Raw genomic sequence first — 15,530 nt, 5'->3', positions numbered from 1 at the left:
GTGGCTGCCCCAAGCCGGGCACGCCCCCTGACCGACTCCTCCACCAGAATTAGTGAAAGGCATCCCCGTGACGCAATGCTGCATCAACCCGAGCATCCTCTCCGCCGACTTCGTCAACCTCGAGGCTGAACTGCAGCGCATCAGCAATGCCGACGCCGTGCACGTGGACGTGATGGACAACCATTTCGTGCCCAACCTGACCATCGGGCTCCCCGTGGTGCAGCGCATCCAGGCCGTCAGCCCGGTGCCGCTGGACGCGCACCTGATGATCGCCGATGCCGACCGCTGGGCCCCCGGATTCGCCGACGCCGGCCTGGCCTCGGTCACGTTCCACGCCGAGGCGTCGATCGCCCCGGTGAAGCTTGCCCGCGAACTCCGCAGCCGGGGCTCCAAGGCGGGGATGGCCCTGCGGCCCGCCACGCCGGTGGAGCCCTACCTGGATATGCTGCCCGAACTGGACATGCTGCTGATCATGACCGTGGAGCCCGGCTTTGGCGGCCAGGCGTTCCTGGACATCACCCTGCCCAAGATCCGCCGGGCCAGGGCGGCCATCGACGGTTCGGGAGTGGGCGTGGCCATCCAGGTGGATGGCGGGATCACCGAGGAGACCATCACGCGTGCAGCGGAAGCCGGGGCCAACGTCTTCGTGGCCGGTTCCGCTGTCTACGGTGCCGACGATCCCGCTGCCGCCATCGACAGGCTGCGGGAAAAGGGCGCGCGGACGTTACGCTCGGCGACGGAATAACAGGGCACCCCATTCTGTTGTGGCACAATAACAAAACACATACGTGCTCCGGGGTCGGTGTAAGTCCGAACCGGCGGTGACAGTCCGCGACCCGCGAGCCGGTGCTTCTCCCAGGAGAAGGCCCGGCGGACGGTTGAACCGGTGAAATTCCGGTACCGACAGTTAAAGTCTGGATGAGAGAAGCACGTACAGCTGTATCTGCAGGGCCGTGCGGTCCCGCAGCGTTCTGCTGTCGTATACCCCCGGAGCCATCGCGGTTCGAAAGGGAAGGAACGACGCAGGAATGAACCCCATGCGATGGCTCTTTGATGATGCCGAAACTGCCGCTGCCTCCGCAGCTGCCACCACGAGTCCAGCGGTCACCGCATGACGGTCAGCAACCCGCCGTCTGCGCTGCCCTTTACCTCCGGCCGGCCAGTGGCCGGCCACATGGCAGGACACCCGGACCTCCGGCCGGCCAGCGGGACCGTCACAGCCTTCACCCCCGCCGAAACCTCCGCCATGGAGGCTGCGCTCGAAGCAGCCCTGCAGGGGCCGCGGGGGGCAAACCCGCTGGTGGGCGCCGTCGTAATTGGTCCTGACGGGCTCCCGCTGGTCACCGGATACCACCGCGGCGCCGGAACGGCCCATGCCGAAGCCGACGCAATCGCGCAGGCGAAGGCCGCCGGGCTGGACCTGGCCGGCTGCACCATGGTGGTCACACTGGAGCCCTGCGACCACGTGGGCCGCACCGGACCCTGCACTGAGGCGATCATTGCCGCCGGCATCACGGACGTGGTGTATGCCGTGGATGATCCCCACGATCCCGCTGCCGGCGGGGCAGCCACCCTGCGTGACGCCGGCGTGCGCGTCCGCAGCGGCCTGGGGCCGAGGAAGCATTGGACCTGAACCGGCGATGGTTTGAGGCAGTGGCCGCAAAACGCCCTTTCGTGACGCTCCATATCGCGCAGACCCTCGACGGCCGCATCGCCGCCGAGGACGGCACCAGCCAGTGGATCTCCAGCCCGGAATCACTGGCTGACAACCACGCCATCCGCGGCCGCATCGATGCCATCCTGGTGGGCACCCAGACGGTGCTCGTGGACAACCCCCGGCTGACCGCCCGGGACCCGCAGGGGGTGCCGGCCGCGAAGCAGCCCGTCCGCGCCGTCATGGGGCTCCGGGAGATTCCGGCCGACGCCGCCATCCGCGGGGAAGACGGCCTCGCCGTCCATCTGCCCACCCGGGACGCCCACGATGCGCTGTCCCTGCTGTACGCCTCCGGCGCCCGGCACGTCATGGTGGAGGGGGGTTCCCGCATCCTCAGTGCCTTCCTCACGGCAGGTCTCGTCGACGAACTCGTCGTCTACCTGGCCCCCACGCTGCTGGGCTCGGGCACGCCCGCCCTCAACGGCCTGGGCATCACCAGCCTTCCCGATGCCCAGCAGTGGGAATGGGACCCGTCCGACGGCGGCGCCGTGCGCACGCTGGGCCGTGACCTTCGACTTCACTTACGACCGCAACGTTCTGTTGCCCTTGATCCACAACCGTCCCGCCACAGCGCGGAGCAAGCCCAGGGAGGCCACTGATGTTTACAGGAATTATTGCCGAACAAGGGCACGTGGTGTCCGTTGACCGGGACGGCGATACCAGCGCCACTATCCGGCTCCACGCACCCGGCACCACCGAGGGCCTTGCCCTGGGCGGCTCGATCGCAGTCAACGGCGTCTGCCTCACGGCCACCGAAATCAACGGCAAGGAGTTCAGCGTGGACGTCATGGGGGAAACCCTGGTCCGCAGCACCACCGGTGAGCTGGCCCCCGGCGACTCCGTCAACCTGGAACGCTGCGTTCCGGCCGGCGGACGGCTGGACGGCCACGTTGTCCAGGGACACGTGGACGGCGTAGGTGTGCTCCTGGAGCGCGAGCCGCTGGGCAACTGGGAGCGGCTGCGGTTCGGCGTGCCGGCAAACCTTGCCCGCTACATCGCGGAAAAGGGTTCCATTGCCATTGACGGCGTGTCCCTCACCGTGACGGCCGTGAGCGACGCAGCGGAAGCGGAGCCGTGGTTTGAAGTGGGGCTCATCCCCACCACCCTGGCCGAGACAGGCCTGGGCGCCAAGCAGACCGGCAGCCGCGTCAACCTGGAGGTGGATGTGCTGGCCAAATACACCGAGCGCCTCCTGGCCTTCCGCGGTTCCTCCGCACCCGCCGGCGGTGCACTGTGAACGCCGCCGTCCGGCTGAAGCCGGAAACAGGGGCGCCTGAAGCCGTGGCACCGGAAACCGTCCTCGGAGCCGTCGCAGGACACGGGCATGTCCTGGATTCCATCGAAACCGCGGTCCGTGCCATCGCGGCCGGCAAACCTGTCCTCGTGGTGGACAACGAGGACAGGGAAAACGAAGGCGACATCATCTTCGCGGCCCAGCACGCCACGCCGGCCCTGATGGGCTGGACCATCCGGTACAGCTCCGGGGTCATCTGCGTCCCGCTGTCCGGCGAACGGGCCGACGCCCTCGCGCTGCCTCCCATGGTGGCGGTCAACGAGGACGCCAAGGGCACTGCATACACAGTTTCCTGCGACGCCGCCGTTGGCGTCAGCACGGGAATCTCCGCCACTGACCGCGCCCTTACCGCGCGCGTCCTGGCCGACCCGCAGGCCGGGCCGGCCTCGGTCACCCGTCCGGGGCATATTTTCCGCTCCGGGCAGTTGACGGAGGTGTGCGGGAACGCCCCGGCCACACAGAGGCCGCGGTGGACCTGTGCCGCCTCGCAGGCCTGGAGCCCGTGGGCGTCATCGCGGAAGTGGTGTATGACGACGGCGAGATGATGCGCCTGGACGGCCTTCGGACGTTCGCGGCGGAGCATGGCTGCCCCCTGATTTCCATCGAAGATCTGGTGGGGTACCTTGCAACCGGGGCGGGGGATGCTCCGGAGCACGGAGTACGGCCTGCACCGGCCGGGGAGAAGGAGGAACGATGACGGCATCTGCGGCCAGCAACGGCCACCAGGATGGCCACCACCAGGACGCCCACCACAGCGGGCGGACCGGCAGCGGGGTTGTGCCCCATCCTGTCAGCGGCGGCCCGATCGTGCAGCTGCCCACAGCCTTCGGCGACTTCGTGGCACAGGCCTGGACGGACCTGGCCACCGGTGTTGAACACCTGGCCGTCAGTTCCCCAACCCGCCCGGCGACGGCAAGGCCCCGCTGGTCAGGCTGCACTCCGAATGCCTCACCGGCGACGTCTTCGGCTCCTACCGCTGCGATTGCGGCGAGCAGCTCGCCTACGCCCTGGAGCTGATCCATGAACAAGGCGGAACCCTGCTGTACCTCCGCGGCCAGGAGGGCCGCGGCATCGGCCTGGCCAACAAGATCAAGGCCTACGCACTGCAGGAGGCGGGGTTCGACACTGTCGAAGCCAACGAGCAGCTGGGACTGCCCATTGACGCACGGTCCTACAACGCCGCCGCCCAGGTCCTCGCCGAAATGGGCCTGCACGAGGTCCGCCTGCTGAGCAACAACCCGGACAAGCAGAACCGGCTGGCCAGGGCAGGCGTGAAGGTGGTGGAAATGGTTCCCACCGAGGTGCCTTCCCGCGACCAGAACATCCGCTACCTGCAGACCAAGAAGGACCGGATGGAGCACCGCCTCCTCCTGGACACGCACGTCGCACCCGTGCCCGTCACCACCCCGAACACCCTCATCCACGAACAAGACTGAACGGAAACAACGTACCTATGAGCGGACACGGCGCCCCCGACATCGACCTCAGCACCCTGAGCCCGGCCGAAACTTCCCAGCTGCGGCTGGCCATCGTGGCAGCCAGCTGGCACACCCAGATCATGGACGGACTCCTCGACGGGGCCCTCCGCGCCGCCAAGGACGCCGGCATCAGCGAGCCCACCGTCCTGCGCGTTCCCGGCAGCTTCGAGCTTCCCGTTGCCGCCGCCCGGCTCGCACCGCACTTCGACGCCGTGGTGGCGCTCGGCGTCGTCATCCGCGGCGGTACCCCGCACTTTGACTACGTCTGCCAGGCCGCGACGTCGGGACTCACCGACGTCAGCGTGAACACCGGCGTGCCGGTGGGCTTCGGTGTCCTTACCTGCGACACCGAACAGCAGGGCCTGGACCGCGCCGGCCTGCCGGGCTCCAAGGAAGACAAGGGCCACGAGGCGGTCACCGCGGCGCTGGCCACCGCCGTCGTCCTCAAGCAGTACAAAAACTAAACGGACCGCAGGATGGCGGGCGCGTGTGTGATCCCTCACATCGCGCCCGTCATGCTACGGCCCGGGAAGCGCCCTCCGGCCCGCAGCAAGTAGGCTGGAGGGTGTGAAGAATTTCGAGACGCTGTTCGCTGAGCTCAGCGAGAAGGCAGCCACCCGCCCGGAAGGCTCCCGCACCGTCGCTGAGTTGGAGTCCGGTGTTCACGGCATCGGCAAGAAAGTCGTTGAGGAAGCAGCCGAAGTATGGATGGCTGCCGAATATGAATCCGACGAAGCCGCGGCCGAGGAAATCTCCCAGTTGCTGTACCACCTGCAGGTCCTGATGCTCGCCAAAGGCCTGACCCTGGAAGACGTCTACAAGCATCTGTAGCCACCGGCCCGGCGCGCCTCCCGCCGCCGTGCTCCCTGTGGCCTGCACTGCCTGAACACCCAGACCTTCCAATCCAGAAAGAACATCCCCAATGCTGCGAGTAGCCGTCCCGAACAAGGGATCCCTGTCCGAAGCCGCCTCCGCCATGCTGTCCGAAGCCGGATACCGCCAGCGCCGCGATACCCGTGAGCTGGTCATGGTGGACCCGGACAACGACATCGAGTTCTTCTTCCTCCGTCCCCGCGACATCGCGGTGTACGTGGGGCAGGGAACGCTCGACGTCGGCATCACCGGGCGGGACCTGCTGCTGGACGCCGAGGTGGAGGCCGAAGAACTGCTTCCCTTGGGATTTGCCGCGTCCACCTTCCGCTTCGCCGGTCCGGTGGGCGACTTCTCCGCCGCCGAGGAACTCGAGGGCAAGCGCCTGGCCACCAGCTACGACGGACTCCTCCGCGGCTACCTGGCCGAGCGCGGCATCAACGCCAAGGTGGTCCGCCTGGACGGCGCGGTGGAATCCTCCGTCCGCCTGGGCGTGGCCGACGCCATCGCCGACGTCGTGGAGACCGGCAACACTCTCAAGGCCGCCGGAATGGAAATCTTCGGCGAACCCATCCTCAAGTCCGAGGCCGTCCTGATCCGCCGCACCGGGGAAGGTGGGGCCGCCAACGGCACCGCCCGGGAAATCGACGTCCTCATCCGCCGCCTGCAGGGCGTCCTGGTGGCGCGGCAGTACGTCCTCATGGATTACGACATCCGCAAGGAACTCGTGGAGAAGGCCGCCGCGCTGACCCCCGGCCTGGAGTCGCCCACCGTGTCGCCGCTGCGGGATTCGGACTGGGTGGCCGTCCGGTCCATGGTGCCCAAGAAGGAAACCAACCGGATCATGGATGAGCTGTACGACCTCGGCGCCCGTGCCATCCTGGTCAGCAGCATCCACGCCTGCCGCATCTGAGCCCTTCCACCCAGCGCAGCAGGACCACCAAGATTTCCAGGAGTTTCCCATGGCAGTAGCAGTACGCGTCATTCCCTGCCTTGACGTGGACGCCGGGCGCGTCGTCAAAGGTGTCAACTTCGAGGGCCTCCGCGACGCCGGCGACCCCGTGGAGCTGGCGCACCGCTACGACAACGCCGGTGCCGACGAACTGACGTTCCTTGACGTCACCGCCTCATCCGGCAACCGCGAAACCACCTTCGACGTGGTGCGCCGCACCGCAGAGGAAGTGTTCATTCCGCTGTGCGTGGGCGGCGGCGTCCGCGGCGTGGCCGAAGTGGACAAGCTGCTGCGCTACGGCGCGGACAAGGCTGCCATCAATACCGCCGCGGTGGCGCGTCCGGACGTGATCGATGAAATCACCCGGCACTTCGGCTCGCAGGTCCTTGTCCTGTCCGTCGACGCCCGGCGCACCCGCCCGGGGTCGCAGCCCACGCCGTCGGGCTTCGAAGTGACCACCCACGGCGGCCGCACCGGCACCGGGATCGACGCCATCGAATGGGCAAGGGAAGCGGCGGACCGGGGCGTGGGGGAGATCCTGCTGAACTCCATCGACGCCGACGGCACCAAGGACGGCTTCGACCTGGAGATGATCAGGGCCGTGCGCGCCGCTGTGAAGGTGCCGCTGATCGCCTCCGGCGGGGCCGGCGAGCCTGCACATTTCCCGCCGGCAGTGGCCGCGGGTGCCGATGCCGTACTGGCGGCCTCGATCTTCCACTGGGGCCCGAACGACATGATGCACCAGGTCAAGGACGCCATCAGGGCCGCAGGCTTCGAAGTCCGCTAAAACCGTTGGTTGAGCTTGTCGAAACCCCTTGGTTGAGCTTGTCGAAACCGGTTGGTTGAGCTTGTCGAAACCGGATTTCGACAGGCTCAATCACCGAATTCGGTTACAGCCCCACTTCGGCGGACTGGAGGAGCGCGACGGCGTCCGGCTGGCCCTCGAAGGTGACCAGGGCGTGGCGCGTGCGGCCGTGGGCGTGCATGAGCAGTTCTCCCGGCTCGCCGACGATGGCCACGGACACCGGCGCGCGCTTGGCGACGTGGCGGGGACCCGACGGGCGCACCAGGACGATGCCGAGGTCCACGCCGCGGTACAGGATGGCGGCACGCTTGACCAGTTCATCCCAGAGGGCGTCCGAATAGGCCTCGTCCAGGGCCCGGGGAGCCCAGCGGTCAACGGCCCGGCGGACATCCTCCGTGTGCACGAAGTATTCGATGAGGTTGGAGCTTTCGTCCAGGGCCTTGATTTTCATCGGCGAGAATGCCGGCGGGCCCGACCGGAATGTGTTGACCAGCCGGGCGTAGTCCTCGGCAGTGGTCAACTTGGCCGCGAGGGCTGCCGTGGCCTGGTCCGAGGCTTTGGCCAGCCGCTTGATGATCAGGCCCAGCCCCACGGCGGCTTTGCGCTCCCGCAGGTAAAGGTGCGCGGCGAGATCCCTGGTACGCCAGCCCTTGCACAGCGTGGGCGCATCAGGACCGGCCGCAAGCAGGGTCTCGGCCAGGACTTCTCGGGACGGTTCGACGAAATGCATCACTTGGAAAACTAGCACGACAGGCGCGAAGTTGGGCAGCTTCCCGGGCGCCGCTGGCGTGCCGTTGTTCACATCCGGAACGGCTCCGCCGAAGGCACTAGACTTGACCTGATGTCTGAGCAGCCCGCCCCCGCACAAACCACTGTCCAAACCACCGTCCAAGCCTCCGGTTCCGCCGTGCCCGGAAGCCCCGCCGCCGCTGACGCAGGCCCGCTCCCCGCGGAGCTGGCAGCCGCCCTGAAGCGGGACAGCGCAGGCCTGGTGGCCGCCGTGGTGCAGCAGTACGACACGAACGAGGTCCTGATGCTTGGCTGGATGGACGACGAAGCCCTCCACCGCACCATGACCACGGGCCGTGTCACCTTCTACTCGCGCTCCCGCCAGGAGTACTGGCGCAAGGGGGACACGTCCGGGCATGTCCAGTGGGTGAAGTCCGTCGCCGTGGATTGCGACGGCGACGCACTGCTGGTGCGCGTGGACCAGGTGGGTGCCGCCTGCCACACCGGCACCCGCACCTGCTTCGACGGCAGGGAACTGAACGTCACCACGGCCCAGGCGGTCTGAACCGCACCGGCGGCCCTGCCGGCGTCCGTACGATAGCGGCAGCCGCGGCCCGCTGCAGGAAAATTAAGGCGTCCGGCGCTGCCGGCCCTCACGAGAACAGGCGGAAACATAGCCATGCAGGACCTTGGAACCATCAGCCCGAGCCTGGAGGAGTTCCGGGAACTCGCCGGCCACAGCCGCGTCATCCCCGTCCGGCTCAAAGTGCTTGCCGACGCCGAGACCCCCATCGGCCTGTACCGCAAGCTGGCCCAGGGCCAGCCCGGGACGTTCCTCATGGAATCCGCGGCCGTGGGCGGAGCCTGGTCCCGCTATTCGTTCATCGGCGCGCGGTCGCGGGCCACGCTGACCACCAAGGACGGCAACGCGCACTGGCTGGGCGAGCCGCCCGCCGGAGTGCCGGTGGACGGCAGCCCGGTGGACGCCATCCGCGACACCATCGAAGCCCTGCGCACGGACCGGTTCGAGGGGCTCCCGCCGTTCACCTCCGGCCTGGTGGGGTTCCTGGGCTGGGAAACCGTCCGGCACTGGGAGCGGCTGGTCAGCCCTCCCGAAGATGACCTGCACCTGCCCGAAATGGCCTTGAACCTGGTCACCGACATGGCGGTCCATGACAATGTGGACGGCACCGTGCTGCTGATCGCCAACGCCATCAACTTTGACAACAGCTCCGAACGCGTTGACGAGGCCTGGCATGACGCCGTGGCCCGGGTCAAGGCCCTCCTGGCCAAGGTCAGCAGCCCCCTGGCCCAGCCCGTGTCGGTGCTCGCTCCGGCTGCCCTGGACTTTGCCTCCAGTGTCCAGGAACGCTGGGACGAAAACGAATACCTGGCCGCCCTGGACCGGGGCAAGGAAGCCATCGTCGACGGCGAAGTCTTCCAGGTGGTCATCTCGCGGCGGTTCGAGATGGAGTGCAAGGCCTCAGCGCTGGACGTGTACCGGGTGCTGCGCAACACCAACCCCAGCCCCTACATGTACATCTTCAGCCTGGCGGACGCCGACGGCCGGGAGTACTCCATCGTGGGCTCGTCACCCGAGGCCCTGGTCACCGTCACGGGCGGGGAAGTCATCACGCACCCCATCGCCGGATCACGGCCCCGCGGGAAGACCGTGGAGGCGGACAAGGCACTTGCCGAGGAACTGCTGGCCGACCAGAAGGAACGCGCCGAGCACCTGATGCTGGTCGACCTGTCCCGGAACGACCTGTCCAAGGTCTGCGTGGCCGGAACGGTGGACGTCACCCAGTTCATGGAGGTGGAGCGCTTCAGCCACATCATGCACCTGGTGTCCACGGTGGTGGGCCAGCTGGCGCCGCAGGCCAAGGCCTACGACGTCCTCAAGGCGACCTTCCCTGCCGGCACGCTGTCGGGCGCCCCTAAACCCCGGGCGCTGCGCCTGCTTGACGAACTGGAACCGCACCGCCGTGGCATCTACGGCGGCGTGGTGGGCTACCTCGATTTCGCCGGCGACATGGACATGGCCATCGCCATCCGCTCGGCGCTGCTCCGGGACGGCCGTGCCTACGTCCAGGCGGGCGGCGGCATCGTTGCGGACTCGGTGAATCCCACGGAGGCGCTCGAAACCGTCAACAAGGCCGCGGCACCCCTCCGCGCAGTCCACACGGCCGGCTCGCTGCAGAACATTTCCGCGGAGTCACTGCCCGGCGGGACCGACGCCTGATGCCCCAGCAGGAAACGGCGTCCGGGCAGGCCGGCAGCGGAAGAGGGCTGCGCCCGCCTGGGCGCGGAAGTCAACGCTGGTGCTGCTCATCGCGGTCCTGGCGCTGGCGGTTTTCGGCACCACCACCCAGACCTGGATGACCGTCACCCTGGATCCCAACAGGTGGGCCAGGCAGGTACCGGACAGGAACCGCTGAAGGTGCAGGGCAGCGATGCCGCCACCACGGTGACCGCGCTGGCCCTGGTGGCGCTGGCCGGGGGACTGGCCGCGGCAATCGCAGGCAGGATCGCCCGGTGGGTCATCACCGCCATCATCGTCCTCGCCTCGGCAGGCATCATAGCCGCCGCTGCCACCGTGCTCGCCGATCCCCTCGCCGCAGCACAGGGTTCCATTGCGGCCGCGACAGGCGTGAGCGGCAGCCAGGCGCAGGTGGACGTCACCGCCTTCCCCACCCTCGCCGTCGCCGCCGGCTGCCTGCTGGCACTGGCGGCCCTGCTCATCATTCCCGCGGGCCGGCACTGGAAGACGCGAACCAAATACGACGCGCCGGCGGCGGCGGGCAGTGCTCCCGCGGCGGGGCCGGTGGACGAGATCGACAGCTGGGACCGGCTCTCCCGGGGGGACGATCCCACCTGACCCTGGCATAGCCCCGCAGCCGGTGACGGCAGGGCGGCCGCCGATAACAGGTCACGGCCCAAAAAATGGCAGAATGTAAGCAGTATTCATCCTGAGGAGATTTTCCATGAGCAAAGCACCTGCGTCCGTTTCCAAGTCCGGCACCCGCACGGTAGCCCCCGGCGCCATCGACCACAGCCAGGAACTCGGCCACGGCAATAGCCCCGCCGCCTGGACCTGTGTCATCACCATGCTGGTGGGCGCGCTCATCGCATCGATCGCGTTCGTCATCGCCAGCACCCCCATCTTCATCGTCGGCGCCGGCGTGATGGTGCTCGGCCTCATCCTCGGTTACGTCATGCGCAAGGCAGGCTACGGAGTCGAAGGCAGCAAGCTCAAGAACTCCGGTCACTGATGGCAACAGTTCTCGACGACATCAACGCCGGTGTCCGGGAGGATATGGAGGCCAGGAAGCGGCTCGTTTCGCTGGCTGAACTGAAGGACCGGGCCCAGGCCGCTGCGCCTGCCCGCGACGCCTGGGCCGCGCTTGGCGGTCCGTCGCCGGCCCGCAGCGAGCTCAAGGTCATTGCGGAAATCAAGCGGCGCAGCCCCTCCAAGGGCGACCTCGCCAGCATCGGCGATCCCGCGTCGCTCGCCCGGCAGTATGCCGACGGCGGGGCTTCCGTCATCAGCGTCCTCACCGAGCAGCGCCGTTTCAACGGGTCCCTGGCGGACCTCGATGCCGTCCGTGCCGCCGTCGACGTCCCCCTGCTCCGCAAGGACTTCACGCTGGACGAGTACCAGATCTGGGAAGCCCGCGCCCACGGCGCGGACCTCATCCTGCTCATCGTTGCGGCGCTTTCCGACGCCCAGCTCAACGAATTCAGCGCCCTCAGCGCCGAGCTCGGCATGAACGTGCTGGTGGAAACGCATACCGCAGAGGAAATCGAACGCGCCGCCGCGGCCAAGGCCCGCATCATCGGCGTCAACGTGCGGAACCTGAAGACGCTCGACGTCGACCGTTCCCTGTTCGCATCCCTCGCCGGACGCATTCCGGCCGGTGCGCTGGTCGTGGCGGAATCGGGTGTCAGGGACACCGACGACGTCACGCACTACGCCGCCAGCGGCGCCAACGCGGTGCTGGTCGGGGAGGCGCTGGTAAGCCACTCCACCCCGCGTGAGCGGATCGCGGAGTTCACGGCCGCCGGCGCGGCCGCCATCGCCGCCCGCGGCTGACCGGCCGCGCTGCCCGCCAGGCGGCCGCAGGGCCGCGTCCGAGGGCAGCGATGCCGCACCTTCCTTCCGGCCCCGGCCGGACCATACTTTTTGACCGATCAACTTCGAACAGGACGGGACTGATGGCCGACGCACCCTCAGGAAACGCTGACAACAAGGCCGCGGACGCATTCCTGGCGGGCGGCTCCCTCCGGCACGCTCCGGGGCCGTACTTCGGCAACTACGGCGGACGCTGGATGCCCGAGTCCCTCATCGCAGCCCTGGACGAACTCGAGGAGACCTTCGAGAAGGCGAAGAACGATCCCGACTTCCGGGCCCAGATCGCGGACCTGAACAAGAACTACTCGGGCCGCCCCTCGCTGCTGACCGAAGCCAAGCGGTTCTCCGAACATGCCGGGGGAGTGCGGGTGTTCCTCAAGCGCGAGGACCTCAACCACACCGGATCGCACAAGATCAACAACGTGCTGGGCCAGGCCCTGCTCGCCAAGCGCATGGGCAAGACCCGCGTCATCGCCGAAACCGGCGCCGGCCAGCACGGCGTGGCCAGCGCCACGGCCGCAGCCCTGATGGGGCTGGAGTGCGTGGTCTACATGGGTGCCGAGGACTGCCGCCGGCAGGCCCTGAACGTTGCCCGGATGGAACTGCTGGGTGCCACCGTCATCCCCGTCACCAGCGGTTCGCAGACCCTTAAGGACGCCATCAACGACGCCCTGCGCGACTGGGTGGCCAACGTGCACAACACCCACTACCTGCTGGGCACCGCCGCCGGGGCGCACCCGTTCCCCGCCATGGTCCGCTACTTCCACGAGGTCATTGGCGAGGAAGCGCGTGCCCAGATCCTGGAGCAGGAAGGCCGCCTTCCGGACGCCGTGTGCGCCTGCATCGGCGGCGGATCCAACGCCATCGGCATCTTCCACGGCTTCCTCGATGATCCGTCCGTCAAGATCTACGGCTTCGAAGCAGGCGGCGACGGCGTGGACACCGGACGCCATGCTGCCACCATCACCCTGGGCAAGCCGGGCGTCCTCCACGGCGCCCGCTCCTACCTCATGCAGGACGACGACGGCCAGACCATCGAGTCGCACTCCATCTCCGCGGGCCTTGACTACCCGGGTGTGGGTCCGGAGCACTCCTACCTCGCCGACATCGGGCGGGTGAACTACGAGCCCATCACGGACAGCGAGGCCATGGAGGCCTTCCGCCTCCTCTGCCGCACCGAGGGCATCATTCCCGCCATCGAGTCCTCGCACGCCCTTGCCGGGGCCATCAAGGTGGGCCAGCGGCTCGCCGCGGAAGACGCCGCTGCCGCCCGGGACAAGATCGTGATCGTGAACCTGTCCGGCCGTGGCGATAAGGACGTGGCCACCGCCGCCGAGTGGTTCAACCTGTTGGACAAGGACTCCGCGGAATCGGAAATCGGCAAAGAGGGAGAGCAGCTGTGAGCAGTGCAGGAATTGACGGCAGCGCACAGACGGCCGGCAAGACGCAGATGACCAGCAAGTCGGCAGCGGCCATCGACAAGGCCCGGGCCGAGGGGCGTGCCGCGCTCGTCGGCTACCTGCCCGCCGGGTATCCGACCGTGGAGGAGAGCATCGCCGCAGGCATCGCCCTGGCGGAGAACGGTGCCGACCTGATCGAAATCGGCATCCCGTACTCCGATCCCGTGATGGACGGCCAGGTCATCCAGGCCGCCACCACGCAGGCGCTGGCCAACGGCTTCTCCGTCCGGCAGGTCTTCGACGTGGTCGCCGGCATCACCGCCAGGACTGACGCCGCCGTCCTGGTGATGACTTACTGGAACCCCGTGGTCCGGATGGGCGTGGACGAGTTCTCCCGCCGCCTGGCCGAAGCCGGGGGAGCCGGGCTCATCACGCCGGACCTCATCCCGGACGAGGCCGACGAATGGATGGCCGCCTCTGACAAATACGGGCTGGACCGCGTGTTCCTCGTAGCGCCGTCGTCCACTGCCGAGCGCATGCAGCGGACCGTCGACGCCAGCCGCGGCTTCGTGTACGCCGTCTCCATCATGGGCGTCACCGGCGCCCGTTCCTCGGTGAGCACCGCCGCGCGGAACGTCGTGGCCGCGGCGCACGACGCCGGCGCGGAACGCGTCTGCGTCGGCCTGGGCGTCTCCAACGCCGAGCAGGTCCGCGAAATTGCCGCCTACGCCGAGGGCGTCATTGTGGGCACCGCACTGGTGTCAGCACTGGGCAACGGCGGCGTGGACGCCGTCGGATCGCTGACCAGGGAGCTCAGCTCCGGACTTGCCAGGGAAGAAGCCTAACCAATGCAGAGCCTCCTCCAGGCAGCAGTCCTGGTGCCCGCCAGCATTCCCAGCCCGGACTGGTCCGGATTCGACATCCCGCTGCCGTGGGGGACGCTGCGCATCCACGCCTACGCCCTCTGCATCCTGGCCGGCATCGTTGCAGGCCTCTGGCTGACCTCGGTCCGCTGGGCCAAGCGCGGCGCGCCTGAAGGAAGCGTCTGGGACATCGTGGTGTGGGCCATCCCGTTCGGCATCATCGGTGGCCGCCTGTACCACGTGTTCTCATCTCCCGACGCCTACTTCGGCCCGGGCTTCGATGGCACCGGCGACCTCTCGCTCATCCCGCAGATCCAGCGCGGCGGCCTGGGAATCTGGGGTGCCGTGGTGCTCGGCATCGTCGGCGCCTGGATCGGCTGCCGCCGGGCAGGCGTCAGGCTTCCCGCCTTCATGGACGCTGCCGTGCCCGGCCTCCTGCTGGCCCAGGCCATCGGCCGCTGGGGCAACTGGTTCAACCAAGAACTCTTCGGCGGGCCCACCACGCTGCCGTGGGGCCTGCAGATCGACGCCGACAACGCGAACTTCCCCGCGGGCGTTCCCGCCGGCACCCTGTTCCACCCGACGTTCCTGTACGAATCACTCTGGAACCTTGCCGGCGTCGCGCTCCTGCTCGTCCTGGACCGCCGGTTCAACTTCCGCCGCGGCCGGCTGTTCTGGCTGTACGCCATGTACTACACCCTGGGACGGGTGTGGATCGAGGCCATGCGGATCGATGACGCGGAACAGATCTCGCTCTTCGGACTCACCACGCGCCTGAATGTCTGGACCAGTATTTTCGTCTTTGTGACTGCGCTGGCCGTCTTCATCCTGCTGGGCAGGAAGGGCCGCCCGGAGCCCGATACCGTCTATCTTCCGGGGCGGGAACCGGCAAAACCGGCCGTGACCGGGGACGCCGGGGCCACCGAAGACGGGTCCGTGATGCGGACCCGGTTGTCTCAGATAGTGAATCGCGTGATAATCTCCCTGATAACCAAAACGGTTCCAGGCCTGATTCCGCCCCCACGGAAAAGGCCACGGCGGCACCCTCCGGCTCCAAGCCGGGGACGGATGCCACGGCTGCCGGACACTCCGGCAGCACAGCCACAGGATCCGCATCGGAGGCCGGCACCAGCAAGTGAGCGCCGGCCTCACGCAGGGCAGCAGAGCCACCGCTCGGAGCTCCCGAAACCACAATGTCGTGGCATGGGGTTTCAGCCGGGCAGCATAGAGCTGCTGCCGGATGGAGCCCTGGGCAGGGGCCTCTGTAACCGTTAGTTCAGCAGGCCGGGCTGA

At 68.0% G+C, this 15,530-nt stretch carries 13 protein-coding genes, 5 pseudogenes and 1 riboswitch; of the genes and pseudogenes, 17 read left to right on the top strand and 1 reads right to left on the bottom strand.

The features are described from left to right. Positions 1-67 precede the first annotated feature (67 nt). The 9 genes and pseudogenes from rpe (at position 68) to hisF (ending at position 7,095) form a co-directional block, all read left to right on the top strand. Positions 68-745 carry a ribulose-phosphate 3-epimerase gene (gene rpe, locus ACPEE0_RS11410; protein ID WP_035752874.1) on the top strand — a complete coding sequence of 226 codons (678 nt, stop codon included), beginning with the start codon at positions 68-70 and terminating at the stop codon, positions 743-745. A 39-nt stretch (positions 746-784) separates the two neighbouring features. Continuing rightward, positions 785-935, top strand: a riboswitch (FMN riboswitch). A 239-nt stretch (positions 936-1,174) separates the two neighbouring features. Then, a pseudogene (gene ribD / locus ACPEE0_RS11405) lies at positions 1,175-2,313 on the top strand (bifunctional diaminohydroxyphosphoribosylaminopyrimidine deaminase/5-amino-6-(5-phosphoribosylamino)uracil reductase RibD). Continuing rightward, positions 2,313-2,951: a riboflavin synthase gene (locus ACPEE0_RS11400; RefSeq protein ID WP_424574526.1), complete on the top strand. Its 639-nt coding sequence runs from the start codon at positions 2,313-2,315 to the stop codon at positions 2,949-2,951. The pseudogene ribD and the gene ACPEE0_RS11400 overlap by 1 nt, the downstream one beginning before the upstream one ends. Before the next feature lie 44 nt (positions 2,952-2,995). Further along, positions 2,996-3,705 (top strand): annotated as a pseudogene (gene ribB / locus ACPEE0_RS11395) (3,4-dihydroxy-2-butanone-4-phosphate synthase). Continuing rightward, positions 3,702-4,444: pseudogene (gene ribA / locus ACPEE0_RS11390) on the top strand (GTP cyclohydrolase II). The pseudogenes ribB and ribA overlap by 4 nt, the downstream one beginning before the upstream one ends. Positions 4,445-4,461: 17 nt before the next feature. Further along, positions 4,462-4,950 (top strand): 6,7-dimethyl-8-ribityllumazine synthase, encoded by a 489-nt coding sequence (gene ribH, locus ACPEE0_RS11385; RefSeq protein WP_009358175.1) that lies wholly within the window; start codon positions 4,462-4,464, stop codon positions 4,948-4,950. 103 nt (positions 4,951-5,053) lie between these two features. Then, positions 5,054-5,317 (top strand): phosphoribosyl-ATP diphosphatase, encoded by a 264-nt coding sequence (locus ACPEE0_RS11380; RefSeq protein ID WP_009358176.1) that lies wholly within the window; start codon positions 5,054-5,056, stop codon positions 5,315-5,317. 91 nt (positions 5,318-5,408) lie between these two features. Next, positions 5,409-6,269: an ATP phosphoribosyltransferase gene (gene hisG, locus ACPEE0_RS11375; RefSeq protein ID WP_133350834.1), complete on the top strand. Its 861-nt coding sequence runs from the start codon at positions 5,409-5,411 to the stop codon at positions 6,267-6,269. Between the two features lie 49 nt (positions 6,270-6,318). Further along, entirely contained in the window at positions 6,319-7,095 is a 777-nt protein-coding gene (gene hisF, locus ACPEE0_RS11370; RefSeq protein WP_009358177.1) for an imidazole glycerol phosphate synthase subunit HisF, read from the top strand. 103 nt (positions 7,096-7,198) lie between these two features. On the opposite strand, the gene ACPEE0_RS11365 is transcribed toward hisF, so the two are convergent. After that, positions 7,199-7,843 (bottom strand): TIGR03085 family metal-binding protein, encoded by a 645-nt coding sequence (locus tag ACPEE0_RS11365; protein WP_354176310.1) that lies wholly within the window; start codon positions 7,841-7,843, stop codon positions 7,199-7,201. A gap of 111 nt (positions 7,844-7,954) precedes the next feature. On the opposite strand from ACPEE0_RS11365, the gene hisI reads away from it, so the two are divergent. The 8 genes and pseudogenes from hisI to lgt all read left to right on the top strand — a co-directional run bounded on the left by hisI (position 7,955) and on the right by lgt (position 15,376). Further along, positions 7,955-8,407 (top strand): phosphoribosyl-AMP cyclohydrolase, encoded by a 453-nt coding sequence (gene hisI / locus ACPEE0_RS11360; protein WP_424574525.1) that lies wholly within the window; start codon positions 7,955-7,957, stop codon positions 8,405-8,407. 114 nt (positions 8,408-8,521) lie between these two features. Continuing rightward, complete coding sequence (locus ACPEE0_RS11355; protein WP_424574524.1) at positions 8,522-10,084, top strand: anthranilate synthase component I; 1,563 nt, start codon at positions 8,522-8,524, stop codon at positions 10,082-10,084. 43 nt (positions 10,085-10,127) lie between these two features. Beyond that, a pseudogene (locus ACPEE0_RS11350) lies at positions 10,128-10,720 on the top strand (Trp biosynthesis-associated membrane protein); the annotation flags it as partial. Between the two features lie 106 nt (positions 10,721-10,826). Beyond that, positions 10,827-11,114 carry an HGxxPAAW family protein gene (locus ACPEE0_RS11345; protein ID WP_009358182.1) on the top strand — a complete coding sequence of 96 codons (288 nt, stop codon included), beginning with the start codon at positions 10,827-10,829 and terminating at the stop codon, positions 11,112-11,114. Continuing rightward, positions 11,114-11,935 (top strand): indole-3-glycerol phosphate synthase TrpC, encoded by an 822-nt coding sequence (trpC, locus tag ACPEE0_RS11340; RefSeq protein ID WP_424574523.1) that lies wholly within the window; start codon positions 11,114-11,116, stop codon positions 11,933-11,935. The genes ACPEE0_RS11345 and trpC overlap by 1 nt, the downstream gene beginning before the upstream one ends. 122 nt (positions 11,936-12,057) lie before the next feature. Next, positions 12,058-13,377, top strand: a complete 1,320-nt coding sequence (gene trpB, locus ACPEE0_RS11335; protein WP_424574522.1) for a tryptophan synthase subunit beta — start codon at positions 12,058-12,060, stop codon at positions 13,375-13,377. A 47-nt stretch (positions 13,378-13,424) separates the two neighbouring features. Continuing rightward, entirely contained in the window at positions 13,425-14,219 is a 795-nt protein-coding gene (gene trpA / locus ACPEE0_RS11330) for a tryptophan synthase subunit alpha (RefSeq protein ID WP_424575274.1), read from the top strand. Positions 14,220-14,222: 3 nt separating this feature from the next. Continuing rightward, positions 14,223-15,376 (top strand): annotated as a pseudogene (lgt, locus tag ACPEE0_RS11325) (prolipoprotein diacylglyceryl transferase). The last annotated feature ends 154 nt before the right edge of the window (positions 15,377-15,530 follow it).

The organism is Arthrobacter sp. SD76 (genome assembly GCF_049726125.1).
Classification (GTDB): domain Bacteria; phylum Actinomycetota; class Actinomycetes; order Actinomycetales; family Micrococcaceae; genus Arthrobacter; species Arthrobacter nitrophenolicus.
The sequence above is the reverse complement of the archived record's forward strand: the minus strand, read 5'-3'. Positions and strand labels throughout refer to the sequence as shown.

Coding starts and splice junctions, on each gene's coding strand:
- hisF (WP_009358177.1), top strand. CDS start 6,319: ATGGCAGTAGCAGTACGCGTCATTCCCTGCCTTGACGTGGACGCCGGG.
- ACPEE0_RS11355 (WP_424574524.1), top strand. CDS start 8,522: ATGCAGGACCTTGGAACCATCAGCCCGAGCCTGGAGGAGTTCCGGGAA.
- trpA (WP_424575274.1), top strand. CDS start 13,425: ATGACCAGCAAGTCGGCAGCGGCCATCGACAAGGCCCGGGCCGAGGGG.
- ribH (WP_009358175.1), top strand. CDS start 4,462: ATGAGCGGACACGGCGCCCCCGACATCGACCTCAGCACCCTGAGCCCG.
- ACPEE0_RS11345 (WP_009358182.1), top strand. CDS start 10,827: ATGAGCAAAGCACCTGCGTCCGTTTCCAAGTCCGGCACCCGCACGGTA.
- hisG (WP_133350834.1), top strand. CDS start 5,409: ATGCTGCGAGTAGCCGTCCCGAACAAGGGATCCCTGTCCGAAGCCGCC.
- trpC (WP_424574523.1), top strand. CDS start 11,114: ATGGCAACAGTTCTCGACGACATCAACGCCGGTGTCCGGGAGGATATG.
- trpB (WP_424574522.1), top strand. CDS start 12,058: ATGGCCGACGCACCCTCAGGAAACGCTGACAACAAGGCCGCGGACGCA.
- ACPEE0_RS11365 (WP_354176310.1), bottom strand. CDS start 7,843: ATGCATTTCGTCGAACCGTCCCGAGAAGTCCTGGCCGAGACCCTGCTT.
- ACPEE0_RS11400 (WP_424574526.1), top strand. CDS start 2,313: ATGTTTACAGGAATTATTGCCGAACAAGGGCACGTGGTGTCCGTTGAC.
- hisI (WP_424574525.1), top strand. CDS start 7,955: ATGTCTGAGCAGCCCGCCCCCGCACAAACCACTGTCCAAACCACCGTC.